Genomic DNA, 19,568 nt, shown 5'->3' on the forward strand with positions numbered 1-19,568 from the left:
GAACGGCCTCCCGCCCATGAGTACGGCTGAACCGCCCGAGAGGAGCGATGACCCACCATGACCATGAAAGTGGCCGACTACATCCTCGCCCGACTGTCCGAGTGGGGTGTCGAGCATGTGTTCGGCTACCCGGGGGACGGCATCAACGGTCTGCTCGCCGCATGGGGGCGGGCCGGGAACGAGCCCCGGTTCATCCAGGCCCGGCACGAGGAGATGGCCGCTTTCGAGGCCGTCGGCTACGCCAAGTTCAGCGGCCGCCTCGGTGTGTGCGCCGCCACCTCGGGCCCCGGCGCGATCCACCTGCTGAACGGGTTGTACGACGCCAAGCTGGACCATGTGCCGGTGGTGGCGCTGGTCGGCCAGACCCACCGCAGCGCGATGGGCGGCTCGTACCAGCAGGAGGTGGATCTGCACAGCCTGTTCAAGGACGTGGCCTCCGACTTCCTGGAGACCGTCACCGTCCCCGAGCAGCTGCCCAACGTCCTGGACCGGGCGATCCGCACCGCCTACGCCCGCCGCGCCCCCACCGCCGTGATCATCCCGGCGGATGTGCAGGAGCTCGACTACGCCGCGCCCACCCATGAGTTCAAGATGGTGCCCTCCAGCCTGGACCGCAGCGGCTGGTCCGCGGTGCCCTCCAGGACCTCGGTGGAGCGGGCCGCCGCGGTGCTGAACGCGGGCGAGCGGGTGGCGATCATGGTCGGCCAGGGCGCCGCCGGGGCGCGCGCCGAGGTCCAGCGGGTGGCCGAGACCCTCGGCGCGGGGGTCGCCAAGGCGCTGCTCGGCCTGGATGCGCTCAGCGATGAACTGCCCTATGTCACCGGCTCCATCGGACTGCTGGGCACCCGGCCCTCGTACGAGCTGATGCGGGACTGCGACACGCTGCTGACGATCGGCTCCAGCTTTCCGTACGCCCAGTTCCTGCCGGAGTTCGGCAAGGCGCGCGGCGTCCAGGTCGATCTCGATCCGCACATGATCGGGATGCGCTATCCGTACGAGGTCAACCTGGTCGGCGACGCGCGCGAGACCCTGCTGCGGCTGCTGCCGCTGCTGGAGCGCGAGGAGTCGCGCGACTGGCAGGAGGGGATCATCGCGGGGGTGCGGCGCTGGCGCGAGGTGATGGCGCGGCGCGCCGAGGTGTCCGCCGACCCGGTCAACCCCGAGTACGTGGCCCACTGCCTGGATCCGCTGCTGCCCACCGACGCCATCGTCACTTGCGACTCCGGCTCCGTCGCCAACTGGTACGCCCGCCATCTGCGGATGCGCGGCGAGATGCGCGCCTCGCTTTCGGGCACGCTGGCCACGATGGGCTGCGGTGTGCCGTACGCGATCGGCGCCAAGTTCGCCCGTCCGGACCGGCCGGCCGTCGCGCTGGTCGGGGACGGCGCGATGCAGATGAACGGCCTGGCGGAGCTGATCACGGTGGCCAAGTACCGCACCTCGTGGGAGGACCCCCGGCTGGTGGTCGGCGTCTGGAACAACCAGGACCTCAACCAGGTCACCTGGGAGATGCGGGCGATGGGCGGGGCACCGCAGTTCCTGCCCTCGCAGGAGCTTCCCGATGTCTCCTACGCGCGGTTCGCCGAATCGCTGGGCATGACCGGCATCCGGGTGGAGAAGCCCGAGCAGGTCGAGGGGGCGTGGCGCGAGGCGCTGAGCGCGGACGGCCCAGCGGTGGTGGAGTTCCGCACCGATCCGGCCGTACCGCCGATCCCGCCGCATGCCACCTGGGAGCAGATGGAGGCCACCGTCGGGTCGATCGTCAAGGGCGACACGGACCGGGCCGGCATGGTCCGCCAGGGGCTGAAGGCGAAGGTGCAGGAGTTCCTGCCGCACCGGAAGAAGGCTCCGGACGACTCCTGATGTTCCCGATGTTCCCGTTTCGACCCCGTCCCCGCTGGCTACCCGCCGCACCGGACGAATGCGATACCCGGACCGGAAGGACGTGAGCAGCAATGAAGGTCGCCTTTCTCGTCGCCCCCGAAGGCGTGGAGCAGGTCGAGCTGACCGACCCCTGGCAGGCGGTCCGGGACGCCGGGGGCACTCCCCGTCTGGTGTCCACCAAACCCGGCCGTATCCAGGCGTTCAACCACCTCGACAAGGCCGACACCTTCGAGGTCGACCAGGCGGTGAAGGACGCGACGGTCGAGGAGTACGACGCCCTGGTGCTGCCCGGCGGGGTCGCCAACCCCGACTTCCTGCGCCTGGACCGCAAGGCCGTCGCCTTCGCCAAGGGCTTCTTCGGCGCGGGCAAACCAGTGGCCGCGATCTGCCACGCCCCCTGGACGCTGGTGGAGGCCGATGTGGTGCGCGGCCGCACCCTGACCTCGTGGCCGAGCCTGCGGACCGATATCACCAACGCCGGCGGGACCTGGGTGGACGAGCAGGTCAAGGTCTGCACGGCCGGGCCCAACACCCTGATCACCAGCCGTAACCCCGATGATCTCAAGGCGTTCCGCGAGGCGTTCCTGGAGGAGTTCGCGAAGACGACGAAGGGAGCGGCACGATGACGGAGGACCGCAAGGAGCGGCAGCGCGAGAAGTACCGTGCCGCCGACCCCGCCGAAGGACCGCTGACCACCGACCAGGGCGTGGCGGTCGACCACACCGATGACTCCCTCACCGTGGGCGAACGCGGCCCCACCCTGATGGAGGACTTCCACTTCCGCGAAAAGGTCACCCACTTCGACCATGAGCGCATCCCGGAGCGGGTGGTGCACGCACGGGGCGCGGGCGCGTACGGCTACTTCGAGCCGTACGAGTCCTGTGCGGAGTTCACCCGCGCCGCCTTCCTCCAGGACCCGTCCGTGCGCACCCCGGTCTTCGTACGGTTCTCCACCGTGCAGGGGCCCCGGGGCTCGGCGGACACGGTGCGGGACGTACGGGGCTTCGCCACGAAGTTCTACACCTCGGAGGGCAACTACGACCTGGTCGGCAACAACATGCCGGTCTTCTTCATCCAGGACGGGATCAAGTTCCCCGACTTCGTGCACGCGCTCAAACCGGAGCCGCAGAACGAGATCCCGACCGGCGCCTCCGCCCATGACACGCTGTGGGACTTCGTCTCGCTCCAGCCCGAGACCATGCACATGATGATGTGGCTGATGTCGGACCGGGCGATTCCGCGCAGCTTCCGGATGATGCAGGGCTTCGGGGTGCACACCTTCCGCTTCGTGGACGCGCAGGGGCACGGCACCTTTGTGAAGTTCCACTGGAAGCCGAAGCTGGGCGTCCACTCGCTGGTGTGGGACGAGGCGCAGGAGTGCGCGGGCCGCGACCCCGACTTCAACCGGCGCGATCTGTGGCAGGCGATCGAGGCGGGGCAGTACCCCGAGTACGAGCTGGGGGTGCAGCTGGTCCCGGAGGAGGACGAGTTCAACTTCGACTTCGATCTGCTCGACGCCACGAAGATCATTCCGGAGGAGCAGGTGCCGGTGCGGCCGATCGGCCATATGGTCCTGGACCGCAACCCGGACAACTTCTTCGCGGAGACCGAGCAGGTGGCCTTCCATACCGGGAACGTCGTCCCCGGTATCGACTTCACCAACGACCCGCTGCTCCAGGCCCGGAACTTCTCGTACCTGGACACCCAGCTGATCCGGCTGGGCGGGCCCAACTTCTCACAGATCCCGGTCAACCAGCCGGTCGCCCCGGCCCGCACCAACCACCGGGACGGCTACCACCAGACCATGATCCACAAGGGCACCAGCTACTCCCCCAACTCACTCGGCGGAGGCTGCCCGGCCCTCGCCGGGGCGGACGGCTACGCCTTCTCCCACTACGCGGAGCGGGTCGAGGGCCATAAGATCCGCAAACGGAGCGAGTCCTTCAAGGACTTCTACAGCCAGGCCGCGCTGTTCTGGAACAGCATGACCGACTGGGAGCAGCGCCACATCGTGGAGGCTTTCCAATTCGAGCTGGGCAAGGTCGACGCGGTGCATGTGCGGGAACGCACCGTAGAACAGCTGGCCCATGTCGACTACGACCTCGCCTCACAGGTCGCCCAGGGCATCGGCGTGGCCATGCCGGAACCCGGCGCCAACAACCACAAACCCCAGGCCTCACCCGCGCTGAGCCTGGACAACCTGCACGGCGACGGCTCGATCCGCACCCGCCAGATCGCGGTGCTGGTCACCGACGGAGTCGACACCGGCCAGCTCGCCCAGGCCCAGGAGGCGCTCACCGCCCAGGGCGCCGTCGTCGAGGCGATCGCCCCGCACGACGGCAAGGTCCTCGGCGCCGACGGCAACGGCTACGCGGTCGACCGCGCCCTCCCCACCGTCGCCTCCGTCCTCTACGACGCCGTCCTCCTCCCCGGCGGCCCCACCGGCACCCCCGCCCTGGGCTCCGACAGCGCCGCCATGCGCTTCGTCCGCGACGCCTACCGCCACGGCAAACCCATCGGCGCCCTCGGCTCCGGCGTCGGCATCCTCTCCACCCTCGAACCCGAGGGCCTCCACATCGCCTCGGGCCACGGCCACGTCTGCACCGACCGCGGCGTCGTCACCGACACCACAACGGGCGCCGCCAGCGAAGACTTCACCCGAGCCTTCACAGAAGCCATAGCCGCCCACCGCCACTGGAACCGCCCACCGGTCCGCTGCTGAATTCCGCGGGCCGCGGTGGGGGGTGAGCGGCAGGGTTGTGGGCCGGAGAACGCCTCCGGCCCACACCCCTACCGGGGCGTCTTGCGCGAGGGCGCCTATTGGTCGAGGGCCCCTCTTGCGCGAGGGCGCCTTATGGGTGGGCCCCTGGCCCGCGCCCGGGCGTACCGGACGGGCCCGGGTACGAGTGCGGGTCGCGTCCGGTCGCGTCCGTTTGCCGGGGGCCGCCCGGGCGGGTGCGGGTCGCGCCCAGCTGATGGGCGCGACCGTGTGCTGGCCCGTTCGGCTCACTCGCGTCCGCGCATGGGGCGCGCCCCATGCGCGGGCCCCGCCGATGCGCGACGGGCCTCCGATGCGCGACGGGCCCCCACCTGTCCGGGGGCGCGCCGGTCTACGGATCCCGCCCGAGTGCTGGTCCGCCCGGATGCGGGGCCGCCTACGGATCGCTCCCGGCCGAGTCACGTCCGTGTACAGGTCCCGACCAACGGGCCGCACCCGGCTGCGTCGCGTCGTGAACGCGGCGCGCCCGACTGCGGAGCGCGTCCGTGTGCGGGTCGCGCCCGTGCGCGGCGGGCCCCGCCCGTCTGCGGATTCCACTCCGCATGCAGGGCGCTGCCAGCTGAGTCACGTCCGTCCGCGGGACCCGCCGGACTGCGGGACTCGCCCGCCTGGGGATCGCTCCCGGCCGAGTCACGGCCGTGGCCAGGTCCCGACGACGGGGCGCACCCGGCTGCGTCACGTCGTGTACGGGCCGGGCCCGACTGCGGATTCCGGCCGACTGCGGAGCGCGTCCGGGTGCGGGTCGCACTCGTCTTCGGGGCACGTCCAATGTGCGGATCCCTCCCGGCTGCGGGCGCTCACGGGTGGGGCGCGACTGGGTTGGGCCCTGCCCCGCTGCCGGGGCCCTCCCGGCAGCGAGGTGCGCCCCGCATTGATGAGGCGCTGTTATGCGGCCGCGGCCTTGGGCCGCATTTCAGCCTCTCCGGCGATTGAGGAGCGGGGTTCGGGGCGGAGTCCCGGTGGGGGGCCGGGGGCGGAGTTCCCGGTTTCGGGGAGGGGCGGGGTGGGGGAAGCCCCTACGGCTCACGCCCCAGCAACGCCAAAAGCCGAGCCTGCGCATCCGCCCCCCGCGGCGGCTCAACAGGCGCCGCGAAAAGCCCAGTCTCCTCCAGATCCGCCGCATACGGCGCGACCTCCCGCACCGAAAAGTCCACCAGCGGCTTCGGAATGCGCTCATCCGCCCCGATGGCCCGCGACAGATCCCACGCATGCACGGCCGCGTCAGCCGTCATCTGGGCGCAGTAGTTCGTGGCGGGGCTCTCCCCGTACGAGAGGTCGACCATCCGGTCCAGCGCCCCCGGCTCGCGGAAGGCGTCCCGTGCCGCGGCCGCCACCACGTCCCACGTGGCGACGGGGTCCTCACCGAGCAGATCGCCCTCCAGCTCATCGCTCTGGTCGGCGACGCTCGCCCCCTCCCGGACCAGCGGCGGCACCCACATCTGCTCGACCGCGAGATGGTTCACCAGGTCGCGCACGGTCCACTCGGTGCAGGGCGTCGGGTCGTCCCACTGATCGGGCCGGATCGTGTGCACCCGTTCGGTGAAGAGGTCCAGGGCCTCGCGATGCCTGACCAGCAGCGGATTCTCCGCCATGGGCGATCACCCCGTCTGAGGAGGATGAGGAGGCTGATGAGGATAGGGGGACTGTGGGGGCTGGGGAGCCGCCCCACCCTCCGGAGCCGCCCCAGCCCCCGGAGGCGTCCCGGACCCCGGAGGCGTCGGAGGCGCGGAGGGCCCGGAAGAATCGGCGGGCCCGGAAGGGGCGGAAGGCGCCGACGGCGCGGGCGGCCCAGCAGCCGCACCGGGCCCCGCCCCCCGCGCCGCGGAGGTCTTCAGCCACGCGGCCACGCCCAACAACAGCACGAAAACGATCAGCGCCGCCAACCACGCCGGAAGCGCGATGGCGAAGAGCAGTACCAGGCACGCCGTCAGCGCACCCCCGGCGTAGAGCGCGGCCGCCGCCGCGCCGCCGTAGAGCCGGAACGCGCGCCGCCCGGACCGCTCACGCAGCTCCCGGCGGACTTCTTCGCGGACGGCCCGTGCGACCGGCTCCGCCAGGTCCCCGGCCGTGGGCAGGCCCGCCTTCGGGTAGGCCGATTTGTCACTCATGTGCCGCCGGGTACCCGTGCCTCGCCCGCGTTAACACGCACACGGCACGGGTACACGGCCACATCCGCAAGGCACGGCGTCGGACGGGGCCCCTGATTTCCCACGTCCGACGCCGCTCCTCACTCCCTACGGGCCGCTCGGCCGCACGACGAGTCCCCATCCCCTGAGACCCTCAAACGTCGACCCCGAACCGGGCCCCAAACGTCCTGGACGACGTCGTCCTGACGACCTCGTGTCGATGCCGCCGAGACGGGTACGCGTGGGGGACCCGAAACCGGGACGCGACACCTGGAGGGAGTACATGCGAGGCGAGACGGCGATGGAGCGGTTCCGGGCGGGCCGGATGCCCTCGGGCGGGCGCGTGGAAGCCGCCGAGGGGGTTCCGGCGCTGGTCGACGCGGCGGGCGAACACCGCATAGGCTCGTTGCTGATACGCCCCGACGGGCCCGACCTCCACCGCGAGGTATGGGTGGGCACCGAACCGGACCAGCTGGCCTTGCGCCGTACCGATGTCCAGTATCCGGGCGACTCCCGGCCGTCCCCGGCCCGCGCCGACGACGCGCCGATCCGCTCGGCCGCGGTCACCGGCGCCGAGGTGCTGACGGTGTCGCCGTCGGCCGACGGGGGCACGAACGGCGGCGACATCCCGGTGGGCGGCCTCGGCGCGCTGCTGCGCTGGCCGTACGAGGGCGGCACGAGCGGCATGAACTGACACACCGCGACCCGATACACCGCGACCGACACACCCCCGGGAACGACCGACCCGGGAGACATACGGACCCGCTGAGGAAGGGGACCGACATGCAGCGAGGCAGCGATCGGCTGAGCGTCCACAAGGACGATGAGATGAAGCACGAGCTCCAGGGGCTGATCCGCTCCGGGCACCCGACCCGCGCCGAGGAGTGGCACGACCCGGAGCCGGCCGCCGACGACGACCCGGAGGTGACCCTGGGGCCGGTCCCGGCGCGGGGGACGACCGGTGAGGCCGAGGCGGTGCGGTTCGAGTTCGCGCGCCGACTGGGACGTACGTCGTTCCCCGCCGACCGTGAGGGGCTGCTGAGCGTCCTCGAGGACCGGCACGCACCGGACGGTCTGATCGCTCTGGCCGAGGAGCTGCCCACGGACCGGACGTTCCACACGGTGCAGGAGGTGGTCTCGGCGCTGGGGCTGCGCCCGAGCACGTAGGCCCGAGCACGTAGAAACGGCGCGCACGGCGCGTACGGCGTACGGCGCGTACACGTAGGGACCGCCACGCGGGGACGGTGCGCGGGGACGGTGCGTATCCGTCGCGCATAGCCCCGCCGCACGCGGGTACTGCGGGCAGCACATCACCCACGAAGGGGAGATGGACAGATGTCCCAGAACCCACCTCGCTATGTGCGGGAGGTCATGACGCGACCCGCGATCTGGGTGCACCCCGACGCCTCACTGGTGGAGGCCGCTCAGCTGATGCGCGCACAGGACATCGGCGATGTGCTGGTCGCCGGCGACGGGGAGCTGCTCGGTGTGCTCACCGACCGCGACATCACCCTGCGCGCCGTCGCCGAGGGCGTCGACCCCCTCGCCGTCACCTGCCATGCGGTATGCACTCCGCACCCGGTGACCATCGGCCCGGACGAGGAGGTGGCCGAGGCGGCCGCACGGATGCGGCGGCATGCGGTGGGACGGCTTCCGGTGGTCGAGGCGGGGCGTCCACTGGGCGTGATCAGCCTGGGCGATGTGCTGGAGCCGCCCTGAACACCGGCCATCACATTCCGCCGAAGGGGCGGTGGGGACCGAGTTCCCGCACCGCCCCTTCGGCATGAGGCAAAGCGGCCATGCGGCCCGGCGACCCCGTGGCCCTGCGACCCCGTGGCCCTGCGACCCCATGGCCTTGTGACCCGCACCGACCATGCCCGAATAGCGAGACAGATCTTCTCGTGATACGAGATGCCTTCTACGGTGGAGCCACCCGACCACCCGCTCACCGGTCCCCAAGGGGGAGTTCCGCCATGCCGAAGGACACCGCCGTCTACACCCACGGCCACCATGAGTCGGTGCTGCGCTCGCACACCTGGCGTACGGCGGCCAACTCCGCCGCGTATCTGACCGGCCATCTCCGGCCCCATATGCGGATCCTGGACATCGGCTGCGGCCCCGGCACGATCACCGCGGACCTGGCCGAGCTGGTCCCCCAGGGGCAGGTCACGGGCGTCGACGCCGAGGAGTCCGTCCTGGAGCGGGCCCGCGCCGTGGCCGAGGAGCGCGGGCTGGCGAATGTGTCGTTCGCGGTCGCCGACGTCCACGCCCTGGACCACCCCGACGACTCCTTCTGCGTGGTCCACGCCCATCAGGTGCTCCAGCACGTCGGCGACCCGGTGGGCGCGCTGCGCGAGATGCGACGGGTGTGCGCGCCCGGCGGGATCGTGGCGGTGCGCGACTCCGACTACGCCGCCATGACCTGGTATCCGTCCGTCCCCGGGCTGGACGGCTGGCTGGACCTCTACCGCCGGGTCGCGCGGGCCAACGGCGGTGAGCCGGACGCCGGTCGCAGGCTGCGCTCCTGGGCCCTGGAGGCGGGGTTCACCGACATCACCTCGACCGCCACGGCGTGGTGCTACGCCACCGAGGAGGAGCGGACGTGGTGGAGCGGCCTGTGGGCGGACCGCACGGTCGCCTCCTCCTACGCCCGGCTCGCGGTGGACGGCGGCCATGCCACCGAGGAGGAGCTGCGGTCGATCGCGGCGGCGTGGCGGACGTGGGGCGGGGCCACGGATGGATGGTTCGCCGTCCTGCACGGTGAGATCCTCTGCCGCGTCTGAGCAGTTCAACTAGGCTCGCCCGCATGGATATTCTGGGGACTTCACTGCGTGTGTGCGTCGACGATCTGGACTCGGCGATCGCCGCCTACGAACGGCTGACGGGGGCCGAGGCGGTGCGCTTCCAGCGCGGCCCGGTCGCGGTCGCGGCGGTCGGCCCTTTCTTTCTGATGAGCGGACCGGAGTCGGAGCTGTCGATTCTCCGCAAGATCACGGCGACGATCGCGGTGAAGGACGTGGACGAGGCGATCGCCGATCTCACGGCGGTCGGCGGGCAGATCGTCGCCGGTCCGCTGCCCGCGCCGGTGGGCCGCACGTTGGTGGCGCGCCACCCCGACGGCTCGATCTTCGAGTACGTCGACCGGAATCCGATGGCGTGACCCGCGCGTGAACGCTCCGTCCGGCAGACCCGTCAGGAGGGCGGTCCCGGATCCTCGGTGGGCTCCTCGTCGGCGAACTCCTCGTCCTCGTAGAGATCGTAGAGATCGTCCACATCGCGGAGCTCATCGCTCTTGATCCGGACCGCCTCCTCCTCGGCGGACAGCCCGCTGGTCGAGCCCTCCTGGGAGTAGACGTCCTGCTCGCGCGGGAGATCGGGGTCCGGCTCGTCGTAGAGCAGCCCCGCCGGTTCCGCCTCGGTGCCGACCGGCTCGCCCGTCTCCGGCTCCTCGTCGGTCAAACGCTCCTCGAGCGGCTCCCGCTCATGCGTCTCCGCGCTCGTGGTGTCCCGGTACACGGCGATCGTCGGCTCGTCCCCGGCCACGGGCAACTGCTCACGATCCCCAGCCCGCTGCTGCTCGGGCGTGCCGTCCTGGAGATCGGGCATCCCCTCGTCCTCGGGATCCGCCCCGGGATCATGCACTCTCCTCATCTCGGCGCCTCCTTCCCGCTCACGCACCACAGCGACATCCGCGTCAACATCCGCGCCCGGGTGCCCCTGGACGGGCAGTCCTATGCGGACGCGGACGTGAACCCGCGGCGCGACGCCCGAACCGGACAGACCGCGATACGGGAAGTCGGCGGCTGGCGGTCGCGCCCCGGCCAGCCCTCGTCCCGGGTGAGGCCGCCCGTTTTGAGCGCAAGCCGGACGGGCCGTTATGCGGACCCCAGGCCACGCCACGTGCAAGGCACAACCCGCCCGCGCGGGCGAGCCGGGCAGGCCCCGCACGGCCGCACACCACTCGCAGGACGCGGGCCACTTACGGCGCGACACCGGGCCATCCCCCTGGTCGCCGAAGACGTCCACCCCGGTGGCGAGGGCCACCGGGCATTCCGTGCACCACTCCTGGGAGAGGTATCACGGCCATGGCCGGAACGACCCATCGCGTCGGCATCCTGAGCAGCGGCAACATCTTCGGCCGGTATGTCACCAGTCTCGCCCGCTACCCGGAGCTGGGCATCGTGCGGGGGCCGGGCAGGCCGCCTCCGGGCGAGACCGTCTGTGGGCGCGCCCCGGACAGCGCCCGCCTCCCAGGCGCGCCGGTTGGGCCGCTCGCTCGGCGGCTCGGCGGAAGTCGGCCGCGGTTCGCAAGGCGCGCCAAAGGGGCGCGAGGCTGTGTCGATGTGTGGCTCCGCCGCGGCTGTGTCGATATGCGGCTCCGCCGCGCGGGCGATCGGCCACGACGGCGTCGCGGCCGGTCGACGGCAGCTCAGCGCGCTTCCAGCGGAGCCCTTGGTCGGGCAGCGCCCCTGACCCGCCCTGTGCGGGCCGTAGGCCCGCTACGCGGGGCGCATTCGGAATTCGTAGGGGGCGGGGAGCGGGTGCTCGGTCCTGGCTTGCGCCCGCGCCTCCTCGGTCAGTGGTTCTTCGGGCCCTGCCGCCAGGCGCTCCACGATCGCGTACCAGGTATCGCTCAACGCCTCGTCGCCCTCGCGCAGATCGCAGACCTCGAAGCCCTCGTCGAAGACGGCGCGGGCGGCCGGGGCGTCGCCCTGGGCCAGGAGCACCTGGGCGCGCAGCAGCCGGAAGCGGCCGCGTGCCCGGATGGCGGGCCGCAGTGCGTCGAGGACCGCCCGTGCGTCGTCGGCGCGGTCGGCCGCGAGCAGCGCGACGACCGCCTCCCGGCCGAGCGCCGCCTCGGCCGCCTCCGGGTCGGCCGCCTCCGGGTCGACCGCCTCCGGGTCGACCGGCTCGGCGGCGACGGGTGGTGCGGCCAGTGAGACGGCCGTCCCCTGCCCCGCTCCCGGTACCGGCTCCGGTCCCTGCCCCGCTCCCGCTCCCGATTCCTGCCCCGTACCCGCCGCTTCGAGCACCGGGGCCGCCTCCTCCGGCGGCGGGACGGCGGCGGCCGAGGCGAGGAGCAGCCGTACGGCGCGCAGCAGCCGCTCCGCCGCACGTGCCGGATGGCCCGCGGCGGTGTCGGCGACGGCCAGACAGCGCAGCGCCCAGGGCGTCTCCGCGCAGCGCAGCGACCGCTCCCAACTGCGTTCGGCCTGGGCGCGGTCGCCCGCGTGCCACTGGGCGACGCCCAGGTGGTACTCGGCGGCCGCGGTCGAGGGAGCCGCTTCGAGGAGATCGCGCCAGGCGGGCGCGACCAGGGACGCGCCGGGGTCGGCCTGGGAGGGGCCGGGCTCCCAGTCGGGGAGGGCGCCGGAGCGCAGCAGCCGGCGCCACGGCTCCTGCTCCTCCCCCAGTGTGCCCGGGTCGAAGGGCGTACCCGGCAGCTGGAACCCGCCGCGCTCGACCTCCAGCGCGCCCCACCCGGAGCCGGTCGCGAGGCGCTCCGCCGGTTCCGCGTCGGCGTGCGGACGCCACGCGGCGTAGGCCGCGTCGACCGCGGCGCGCGGCAGCGCCGCCTCCAGCCGGGTCTCGGCCTCGTGGCGGGCGGCCGCCCAGTCCGTGCCGTGGACGGCGGCCGGGTCTGCGGTCAGCGGACCGTACGCCTCCAGCCAGGCGAACTCCTCGTCCGCCTCCAGCGGGATGTGCTCCAGCTGGGTGCGGGCGAGCCCGGCCTGGATCTCGGCGTAGCCGCCGGTGCCGGGCTCGGTGAGCCACTGCTGCCAGCGCCGTCCGCCGGGGCCCGCGCCCCACACGAAGAGCTTGCGGCCGCGCAGCAGATCGGTGGAGGTCTGGACGAGGCCGCTGCCGTCGGCGTCGAGCGAGGCGATCCAGCGGCGGACGTCCTCGGGCAGCTCGTAGAAGTAGTCGGCGGGGTAGGCGCCGCGCAGCGGATAGGTGCGGTCGGCTCCGTCCCACTCGGGGACCGGCACCTTGCTCAGGGTGCGGGCGTAGCCGAAGTGCCAGGCGTCGTCGGCGGGGGCGAGGACGCGGGTGTGCTCGTCCTCGGGGACGGCGATGTTGGACCACCAGTAGACGGGGGCGGGCAGGTGGTGGGGGTTGCGGATCCGGACGCCCACGTAGAGGTACGCGGAGTGGGCGGGCAGCCACAGATCCACCTGGAAGGGCAGATCGCGCAGCCGCTCCCACTCCCACAGCCGCACCATCGCGCCCCCGTCGGCGGCGTCGGGGGCGGGAACGCGGGCGGCGTGCAGGGGTGAGCAGGAGAGGGTGGTGTGGCCGGTGGCGCCGATGTTCCACTCGATCCCGCCGGAGAACCAGGCACCGTTGAGGGCGAAGTCGGCGGGCTGGAGCACCGGGTTGCGGTAGAGCAGCTCCCGGTCGGCGGATGTGCCGGGGGTCTTGTGGATCAGTGAGTGGACCCGGCCGCCGAGCCCGGGCAGCACGGCGGCCCGCAGATGGTCGTTCTCCAGGACGATGGCGTCGAGCTCGGCGGGGGCGCGGTCACGGCCGTAGCCGTCGCGCAGCCGCACCGGCAGCACCGACCGCAGTGGCTCATAGGCGACCTGACGGGCCATATCGGCGGGGAGGGTGGCCCGGACGTGGTCGTCCACGTGGTGCACCTCGTCGAGGGGGCGCAGCGCGGGCAGGGGGTTGTCGGGCCCTACGGGGGCGGTGGGAAGGGTCAGGGTGGTACGTCGCACGATCGTGGCCACGGGCTGCCTCGCTCCGACTGCCTTGGGTCACCTCGGTGCGGCGACCGTCCGGTGACCATGGAACAACGCCGATGGGCCCGCTGAACAGAGCCGCTTCGGACCGATCATGGTGAGCCGTCAGCCAGGACCGGCAACGGGCCAGGACCCGCCCCCGGCCAGAACCCGCGCCCGGCCAGGACCTGTACCGGCTGGACCGGCGTAAGCCAGGACCGGCGCCAGCCAGGACCGGCGCCAGCCACGATCGGCGTAAGCCAGGACCGGCGCCAGCCACGATCGGCGTCGGCCACGATCGTCGGCCAGGACCGCCGTCAGTCAGGACCGCCGTCAGTCAGAACCACCACCGGCCATGACCACCGTTCAGTCGGCACCGGTCCGCTGGTCCAGCATGTCGCTGGTCATGGCCCAGCGCTCATGGTCACGCCAGGCGCCCTCGATATAGAGGAAGTCGGGGGAGAACCCCTCCAGCCGGAAGCCATGGCGCTTCACCAGCCCGATCGACGCCTTGTTGCCGGGCTGGATGTTGACCTCGACGCGGTGCAGCCCCAGCGGCCCGAAGGCATGGCGCAGTATGAGCCCGAGCCCCTCGGACATATAGCCCTGTCCGGCGGCGGGCGGAAAGGCGCCGTAGCCGATCGAGCCGCACTGGAAGGCGCCGCGCACAATGTTGTTGATGTTGATGAACCCGGCGATGTCACCCGTCTCCCGGACACAGACGAGAAAGCCCTCGCGGTCCTCGCGCTCCAGCTGACCGATGTAGTGCAGATAGGCCCGCTCAGTGGTGGGCAGGGTGAGCCAGGGGCGGTGGAACGCCGCGCTCTCCCGGGCGAGCCTGACGAACTCCGCACCATCCTCGCGGGTGGTGCGGCGGATGGCCGCCCGGGTTCCCTGGGTGACATACCGGACGTCAGGCATGCGGCAATGATGACAGCAGCGCCATGGCCGCCGCATAGCCGGAACCGCCCGGTATGGCCCCGTCCACGGCGATGTCGGTCATCTCCCACGGGCCGACCGGCACGGGGGAGAGCCCGGTGCCCACATAGTTGACCGCCGGGTCCCGGGAGAGTCCGGTGCCCAGGCCCTTGAGATACGCCTCCTTGCGGGTCCAGCAGCGGGCGAAGGCGGCGGACCGGCCGGCCGGTGCCAGCGCGTCCAGCTCGGCGCGCTCCTTCGGGTGCAGGCTCTCGGCGACCTGGTCGACCACCGACGCGGGCTGGAGCTTCTCCACGTCCACGCCGACCGGGGTGCCCGCGAAGGCGAAGAGCACCAGATCACCGGCGTGCGACATATTGAAGTGCAGGGGGGTGCCGGACACGGCGGGGCGGCCGTGCGGACCGCCGCAGCCGGGGCACGCCTCGCGGGTGAAGGGCACATCGGCCGGGGAGATGCCCAGATAGGCGCCGAGCAGCTCCCGCAGCCCCAGATGGGCCGCCGTATAGCGCTCGCGGTCCTCCGCCCGCAGGAACTTCCCGGCCCGCTCCCGCTCCCCGGCGTCCAGGATCGTGCCGGGCGCGCCCGCGTCCATGGCCGCGGTGTACCGGGAGACGCTGAGCAGCCAGGTCTCGGGCTCGCCGCCCTGCGGCCAGCCATCGGCGACGGCGGCGGGCAGCGGCTCGCGGCCGACGATGCGCGGGGCCGGTGAGGTGGTCAACTCGCTCCTCCAGTGGAGTTCGGGACCGCTGATTTCAGCAGCTCCAGGGTAGGCACATCGGATCTGATCAGCCCGAAGGTCTGGATGTACAGCGACAATTCGGCCTCCAGGGCGCGGATCATCGTATCGGCGCGGCGGAAGCCATGGCCCTCGCCTTCGAAGGTGAGGTACGCATGCGGGACGCCGCGCCCGGAGACCGCCTCCAGGAACCGCTCGCACTGCTCGGGCGGGCAGATGGTGTCGTCCAGCCCCTGGAGCAGCACAAAGGGCGAGCCGACACGGTCGGCCCGGTGGAGCGGGGAGCGCTCCCGGTAGCGGTCGGCCACCTCCGCGAACGGGCCGACCAGCGATTCGGTGTAGCGCGATTCGAAGTCATGGGTGCCCCCGGCGGCCCAGGAGACCAGGTCGAGGATGGGGTAGCTGACGGTGGCGCAGGCGTAGAGATCGGTGGCGGTGAGGGAGGCCGCCGCCGTCCAGCCGCCCGCGCTGCCGCCGCGGATCGCGAGCCGGGCGCGGTCGGCGATGCCCTCGTCGGCGAGCGCATCGGCGACGGCGGCGCAGTCCTCGACGTCGACCACGCCCCACCGCTCGCGCAGCCGCTCGCGATAGGCGCGGCCGTAGCCCGTGGAGCCCCCGTAGTTGACCTCGGCTACGCCGATGCCGCGTGAGGTGAAATAGGCGATCTCCAGGTCGAGCACGAGCGGGGCGCGGCCGGTGGGCCCGCCGTGGGCCCAGATCACATACGGCGGAAGCTCACCGTCCGGTGCGGTGTGGCCGGGGTGGTGCGGTGGGTAGAGCTGGGCGTGGATCTCCCGGCCGTCCGGTCCGGTGAAGGTGCGGGCCAGCGGCCGGGGGTAGTAGGCGGGGTCCACGGCGTCGGCGTGGGCGCTGCCGATGACCCGGGAGCGGCCGGTGCATACATCCAGCTCCACCACCTCATGGCCGCTGTACGGGCTCGCCGCGACGCCGACCACGCGGGTGCCGTTCACCGCCAGCGCCGGCTCCCATTCGGTCCATGGGCCCGGCACATCGGCGAGCTCGCCGGTCCGTGGGTCGAGGACGCCGAGAACCGGTGCGCCCCGGCCGTGCAGCACCGCGATCAGACCGCCGGCCAGCGGGGCGAACCAGCGGTGGCCCAGCTTCCACAGCGGCCCGGCGAAATCCTCCTCACGGGGGCACAGCTCCACCGGCCGTCCGCCCAGGGCCCCTTCCCGCCCACCGGCCGCCTCCGCCGGGGGCTCGGGGCGGTGCGGCTCTGGGCGGTGGGGCTCCAGAACGTGCGGCTCCAGACGGTGCAGATTCCACCAGCCGGTGCGGTCGGTGGCCGCAAACAGCGCACCGTCCTCGGCCCACTCGATCTGGGCGACCGACTCCTCCGGCCCGCCCAGCACCGCCCGGGCGTCGCCGAAGGAGCCGTCCTCCGCGACATCGGCCAGCATCACCTCCGTGCCGTCCCAGGGCATCCGGGGGTGGTCCCAGACGATCCAGGCGGCCCGCCGGCCGTCGGGCGAGAGCCGGGGCCCGGTGACGAAGCGATGCCGGTCGTCGGTCAGCTCGCGCACCGCCGCGCGGTCCCCGGCGGCCGAACCGTCCAGTGGCACGGCGGCGATCACCCGCCGCACATCCGTCGGCCCGAGGCCGGTGAACTCCTCCAGCACACACCACACTTCGCCGCGCTCGGGGTGAAGCACCGGATCCGCCCAGCGCAGCCCCTCCCCCACCGCCGACAGCGGGGTCAGCGGGCGCGGCGCGCCCCCGCCCGGGGCGTCCGGCTCATGGATGTACAACCGCTGGTCGGCGAAGTGGACGAACACCACCAGCGGGCCGCCGCGCACGCGGTCCACCGCGGCCCAGGGCATTCCGCCGTACCCCATCACCTTGCTGCGCACATTCCACGGCGGGGCCAGCACCGGGACCTCCGCGCCGTCGGTCCGCCGCCGGATCAGGGCGCGGCGGCCGCCCTCGCCTGGGCGCGGCGCGGTCCACCACACCTCCTCGCCGACCGTGCCCACATACTCCGGATGGCCGTCGTGCGAGGCGACGAGCGCGGCGTCGACCGGGGAGGGCCAGGCTCCGTAGGGGGCCGTGACGACCGTCTGCTGCTGCACCGTGATCCTCACGCCCTCTGTAGGAAGTGGTCGAGCACCCGGACGCCGAAGTTCAGGGCTTCCACCGGCACCCGCTCGTCCACGGCGTGGTAGAGCGCCTGGTAGTCGAAGCCCTCGGGCAGCCGCAGCGGCGAGAAGCCGTATCCGGCGATGCCCAGCCGGGAGAACTGCTTGGCGTCGGTGCCGCCCGACATGCAGTACGGCACGGCGCGGGCGCCCGGGTCGAAGTGCTCGACGGCGGCGCGCATCGCCCGGTACGTGGGGGTGTCCATCGGCGCCTCCAGCGGGGGCTCCCGGTGGTGGAACTCCCACTCGACATCCGGTCCGGTGAGCCGGTCGAGGGTGTCGTGGAACTCCTCCTCGCCGCCGGGCAGCAGCCGCCCGTCCACATAGGCGGTGGCGCTTCCCGGGATCACATTGACCTTGTAACCGGCCTCCAGCACCGTGGGGTTGGCGCTGTTGCGCACCGTGGGCTCGATCAGGGCGGCGGCGGGCCCCAGCTTGGCCAGCAGGGCGTCGACATCGAAGCCCGGGGCGTCCACATCGGCGGTGACGCCCTGGAGCTCGGCCAGTTCGGTGAGCGCGGCCTTCACCGTGGGCGTCAGCCGGACCGGCCAGCGGTGCTCACCGATCCGGGCGACGGCGGCGGCCAGGCGGCTGACCGCGTTGTCCCGGTTGGCCTTGGAGCCGTGTCCGGCGCGGCCGTGTGCGGTGAGCTTCAGCCAGGCCGTGCCGCGCTCCCCCGCCGCGATGGGGTAGATCCGCATACCGGGCCCGGCGTGGAAGGTGAAGGCCCCCGACTCGCTGATGCCCTCGGTGCAGCCCTCGAAGAGCTCGGCGTGGCTCTCGGCGAGGAAGCCCGAGCCCCAGGCGGCGCTGTCCTCCTCATCGGCGGTGAAGGCCAGCACGATGTCCCGGCGCGGCCGCACGCCCGCCCGCGCCCAGGCCCGGACGACCGCGAGCACCATCGCGTCCATGTTCTTCATGTCGATGGCGCCCCGGCCCCAGACGACCCCGTCGCGCACCTCCCCGGAGAAGGGGTGCACGGTCCAGTCGGCGGGCTCGGCGGGCACCACGTCCAGATGGCCGTGGACCAGCAGCGCGGGCGCGGACGGATCGGTGCCCTCGATGCGGGCCACCACATTGGTGCGCCCCGGCGACCGCTCCAGCAGGGTGGGCTCGATCTCCACATCGCCGAGCATCTCGGCCACGTACTCGGCGGCCGCGCGCTCCGAGCCGTCACCGCCGCCGCGGTTGGTGGTGTCGATCCTGATCAGGTCTGAGGTGAACCGCACCACCTCATCCAGCGCCTGGGCGTCGATCGCCTCGGGGCGGTCCGTGTCAGCCATATTGCTCCTCCACCGCGGCCGAGACGACCGTCGTGACGGCCTTGAAGCAGCGGATCCCCTCGTACATGGTCGGTGAGGTGTACGCGACGCGGCGCTCGCCGCTGCGCTCGACGCCCGGCACGACGCTCGCCGCCCCCACCAGATGCTCGGCGTCGAATTCCAGCTCCACGGTGAACGGCCCGCCGCGGGCGGGCTCATGGCGCACCGCCAGCACCGCCGCCTCCCGCGCGGCCGCCCGGATGTCCGCGGCCGTGCGGGCGGGGGTGCGGCACACCGCCGCATAGCGCGAGACATAGTCCTTGACCGCGACCGAACGGGCCTGGGGTGCATAGTCCCCGGCGTCCTCGCAGGTCTTGTCGTCGCCGGTCACCAGCACCACCGGCACTCCGTACTCGGCGGCCACCAGGGTGTTGAGCCGGCCTTCGCTCGCCCGCGCGCCGTTCACCCACACTCCCGTGATGGAGTTGGCGAGGTAGGTGTGGGCGAGGACGCCCTCGGTGCCCGCGCCGGTGTGATAGCCGACGAACGCCATACCGTCCACATCACCGTGCTGCACGCCCTCGACCATGCTCAGGCTCTTGTGCCGGCCGGTGAGCATCTGGGCGCGATCGTCCAGCTCCTCCAGCAGCAGATTGCGCATGCTCCAATGCGCCTCGTTGATGAGCACCTCGTCCGCACCGCCATCGAGGAACCCCGCGACGGCCGCGCTCACATCGGAGGTGAACAGACGGCGGCAGCGCTCCCACTGCGGGGTGCCGGGCAGCACATCGGCCGGCCAGGTCACGCCGGTGGCGCCCTCCATGTCGGCGCTGATGAGGATCTTCATGCCTCGTCACGTTACGCGCCGCGCCGGACCCGAACCACCCCTGTGGATAACTGGTCCAGTCCACCGTCGCGCCGGGCCCGCGCCCGCCCCGCCCAGCGGGTGTCGACCGCGCCC

At 72.5% G+C, this 19,568-nt stretch carries 17 protein-coding genes; 8 read left to right on the plus strand and 9 right to left on the minus strand.

Annotated elements, in window-relative coordinates; translation table 11 throughout:
• Positions 1-57: 57 nt before the first annotated feature.
• The 3 genes from NQU54_RS19285 (at position 58) to NQU54_RS19295 (ending at position 4,606) form a co-directional block, all read left to right on the plus strand.
• On the plus strand, positions 58-1,863 hold the full coding sequence (locus tag NQU54_RS19285) for a thiamine pyrophosphate-requiring protein (protein WP_257632121.1): 1,806 nt from the start codon (positions 58-60) through the stop codon (positions 1,861-1,863).
• 92 nt (positions 1,864-1,955) lie between these two features.
• Positions 1,956-2,510, plus strand: a complete 555-nt coding sequence (locus NQU54_RS19290) for a type 1 glutamine amidotransferase domain-containing protein (protein WP_257632122.1) — start codon at positions 1,956-1,958, stop codon at positions 2,508-2,510.
• A complete protein-coding gene (locus NQU54_RS19295; RefSeq protein ID WP_257632123.1) occupies positions 2,507-4,606 on the plus strand; it encodes a catalase in 2,100 nt (699 codons plus the stop codon). The genes NQU54_RS19290 and NQU54_RS19295 overlap by 4 nt, the downstream gene beginning before the upstream one ends.
• A 1,073-nt stretch (positions 4,607-5,679) precedes the next feature.
• Here NQU54_RS19295 and NQU54_RS19300 read toward each other — a convergent pair.
• Together NQU54_RS19300 and NQU54_RS19305 are read right to left on the minus strand one after the other, a co-directional pair.
• Entirely contained in the window at positions 5,680-6,255 is a 576-nt protein-coding gene (locus tag NQU54_RS19300; protein WP_257632124.1) for a TIGR03086 family metal-binding protein, read from the minus strand.
• 6 nt (positions 6,256-6,261) lie between these two features.
• The gene (locus NQU54_RS19305; protein WP_257632125.1) at positions 6,262-6,771 is read right to left on the minus strand and encodes a phage holin family protein; all 510 of its coding nucleotides are present in this window, start codon (positions 6,769-6,771) and stop codon (positions 6,262-6,264) included.
• A gap of 301 nt (positions 6,772-7,072) precedes the next feature.
• Between NQU54_RS19305 and NQU54_RS19310 the strand changes: the two genes are divergently transcribed.
• The 5 genes from NQU54_RS19310 to NQU54_RS19330 all read left to right on the plus strand — a co-directional run bounded on the left by NQU54_RS19310 (position 7,073) and on the right by NQU54_RS19330 (position 9,949).
• Entirely contained in the window at positions 7,073-7,483 is a 411-nt protein-coding gene (locus NQU54_RS19310; protein ID WP_306278858.1) for a hypothetical protein, read from the plus strand.
• Positions 7,484-7,572: 89 nt separating this feature from the next.
• Positions 7,573-7,956, plus strand: a complete 384-nt coding sequence (locus NQU54_RS19315) for a DUF2795 domain-containing protein (protein ID WP_069867017.1) — start codon at positions 7,573-7,575, stop codon at positions 7,954-7,956.
• Positions 7,957-8,124: 168 nt separating this feature from the next.
• Entirely contained in the window at positions 8,125-8,508 is a 384-nt protein-coding gene (locus tag NQU54_RS19320; RefSeq protein ID WP_069867018.1) for a CBS domain-containing protein, read from the plus strand.
• A 254-nt stretch (positions 8,509-8,762) separates the two neighbouring features.
• Positions 8,763-9,572 carry a class I SAM-dependent methyltransferase gene (locus NQU54_RS19325; protein WP_069867019.1) on the plus strand — a complete coding sequence of 270 codons (810 nt, stop codon included), beginning with the start codon at positions 8,763-8,765 and terminating at the stop codon, positions 9,570-9,572.
• 23 nt (positions 9,573-9,595) lie between these two features.
• Positions 9,596-9,949 (plus strand): VOC family protein, encoded by a 354-nt coding sequence (locus NQU54_RS19330; RefSeq protein WP_069867020.1) that lies wholly within the window; start codon positions 9,596-9,598, stop codon positions 9,947-9,949.
• A gap of 32 nt (positions 9,950-9,981) precedes the next feature.
• On the opposite strand, the gene NQU54_RS19335 is transcribed toward NQU54_RS19330, so the two are convergent.
• The 7 genes from NQU54_RS19335 to NQU54_RS19365 form a co-directional block, all read right to left on the minus strand.
• A complete protein-coding gene (locus NQU54_RS19335) occupies positions 9,982-10,440 on the minus strand; it encodes a hypothetical protein (protein ID WP_257632126.1) in 459 nt (152 codons plus the stop codon).
• Positions 10,441-11,288: 848 nt separating this feature from the next.
• Positions 11,289-13,523, minus strand: a complete 2,235-nt coding sequence (locus NQU54_RS19340) for a DUF5107 domain-containing protein (RefSeq protein ID WP_257632127.1) — start codon at positions 13,521-13,523, stop codon at positions 11,289-11,291.
• 357 nt (positions 13,524-13,880) lie between these two features.
• Positions 13,881-14,435 carry a GNAT family N-acetyltransferase gene (locus NQU54_RS19345; protein ID WP_257632128.1) on the minus strand — a complete coding sequence of 185 codons (555 nt, stop codon included), beginning with the start codon at positions 14,433-14,435 and terminating at the stop codon, positions 13,881-13,883.
• The gene (locus NQU54_RS19350) at positions 14,428-15,171 is read right to left on the minus strand and encodes a 4'-phosphopantetheinyl transferase family protein (RefSeq protein WP_257632129.1); all 744 of its coding nucleotides are present in this window, start codon (positions 15,169-15,171) and stop codon (positions 14,428-14,430) included. Before NQU54_RS19350 ends, NQU54_RS19345 begins: the two co-directional genes overlap by 8 nt.
• On the minus strand, positions 15,168-17,279 hold the full coding sequence (locus tag NQU54_RS19355) for a S9 family peptidase (RefSeq protein WP_257632130.1): 2,112 nt from the start codon (positions 17,277-17,279) through the stop codon (positions 15,168-15,170). Before NQU54_RS19355 ends, NQU54_RS19350 begins: the two co-directional genes overlap by 4 nt.
• A gap of 8 nt (positions 17,280-17,287) precedes the next feature.
• A complete protein-coding gene (locus tag NQU54_RS19360; RefSeq protein ID WP_257632131.1) occupies positions 17,288-18,628 on the minus strand; it encodes a M20/M25/M40 family metallo-hydrolase in 1,341 nt (446 codons plus the stop codon).
• Complete coding sequence (locus NQU54_RS19365; protein WP_167503833.1) at positions 18,621-19,454, minus strand: M55 family metallopeptidase; 834 nt, start codon at positions 19,452-19,454, stop codon at positions 18,621-18,623. Before NQU54_RS19365 ends, NQU54_RS19360 begins: the two co-directional genes overlap by 8 nt.
• Positions 19,455-19,568 lie beyond the last annotated feature (114 nt).

It is taken from the genome of Streptomyces malaysiensis subsp. samsunensis, from assembly GCF_024519315.1.
GTDB classification, from domain to species: domain Bacteria; phylum Actinomycetota; class Actinomycetes; order Streptomycetales; family Streptomycetaceae; genus Streptomyces; species Streptomyces malaysiensis.

Excerpts from the sequence above, each read along its gene's own strand:
- NQU54_RS19325 (WP_069867019.1), top strand. The coding sequence starts at position 8,763 with ATGCCGAAGGACACCGCCGTCTACACCCACGGCCACCATGAGTCGGTG.
- NQU54_RS19295 (WP_257632123.1), top strand. The coding sequence starts at position 2,507 with ATGACGGAGGACCGCAAGGAGCGGCAGCGCGAGAAGTACCGTGCCGCC.
- NQU54_RS19315 (WP_069867017.1), top strand. The coding sequence starts at position 7,573 with ATGCAGCGAGGCAGCGATCGGCTGAGCGTCCACAAGGACGATGAGATG.
- NQU54_RS19305 (WP_257632125.1), bottom strand. The coding sequence starts at position 6,771 with ATGAGTGACAAATCGGCCTACCCGAAGGCGGGCCTGCCCACGGCCGGG.
- NQU54_RS19365 (WP_167503833.1), bottom strand. The coding sequence starts at position 19,454 with ATGAAGATCCTCATCAGCGCCGACATGGAGGGCGCCACCGGCGTGACC.
- NQU54_RS19310 (WP_306278858.1), top strand. The coding sequence starts at position 7,073 with ATGCGAGGCGAGACGGCGATGGAGCGGTTCCGGGCGGGCCGGATGCCC.
- NQU54_RS19330 (WP_069867020.1), top strand. The coding sequence starts at position 9,596 with ATGGATATTCTGGGGACTTCACTGCGTGTGTGCGTCGACGATCTGGAC.
- NQU54_RS19300 (WP_257632124.1), bottom strand. The coding sequence starts at position 6,255 with ATGGCGGAGAATCCGCTGCTGGTCAGGCATCGCGAGGCCCTGGACCTC.
- NQU54_RS19345 (WP_257632128.1), bottom strand. The coding sequence starts at position 14,435 with ATGCCTGACGTCCGGTATGTCACCCAGGGAACCCGGGCGGCCATCCGC.
- NQU54_RS19290 (WP_257632122.1), top strand. The coding sequence starts at position 1,956 with ATGAAGGTCGCCTTTCTCGTCGCCCCCGAAGGCGTGGAGCAGGTCGAG.
- NQU54_RS19320 (WP_069867018.1), top strand. The coding sequence starts at position 8,125 with ATGTCCCAGAACCCACCTCGCTATGTGCGGGAGGTCATGACGCGACCC.
- NQU54_RS19360 (WP_257632131.1), bottom strand. The coding sequence starts at position 18,628 with ATGGCTGACACGGACCGCCCCGAGGCGATCGACGCCCAGGCGCTGGAT.
- NQU54_RS19285 (WP_257632121.1), top strand. The coding sequence starts at position 58 with ATGACCATGAAAGTGGCCGACTACATCCTCGCCCGACTGTCCGAGTGG.
- NQU54_RS19335 (WP_257632126.1), bottom strand. The coding sequence starts at position 10,440 with ATGAGGAGAGTGCATGATCCCGGGGCGGATCCCGAGGACGAGGGGATG.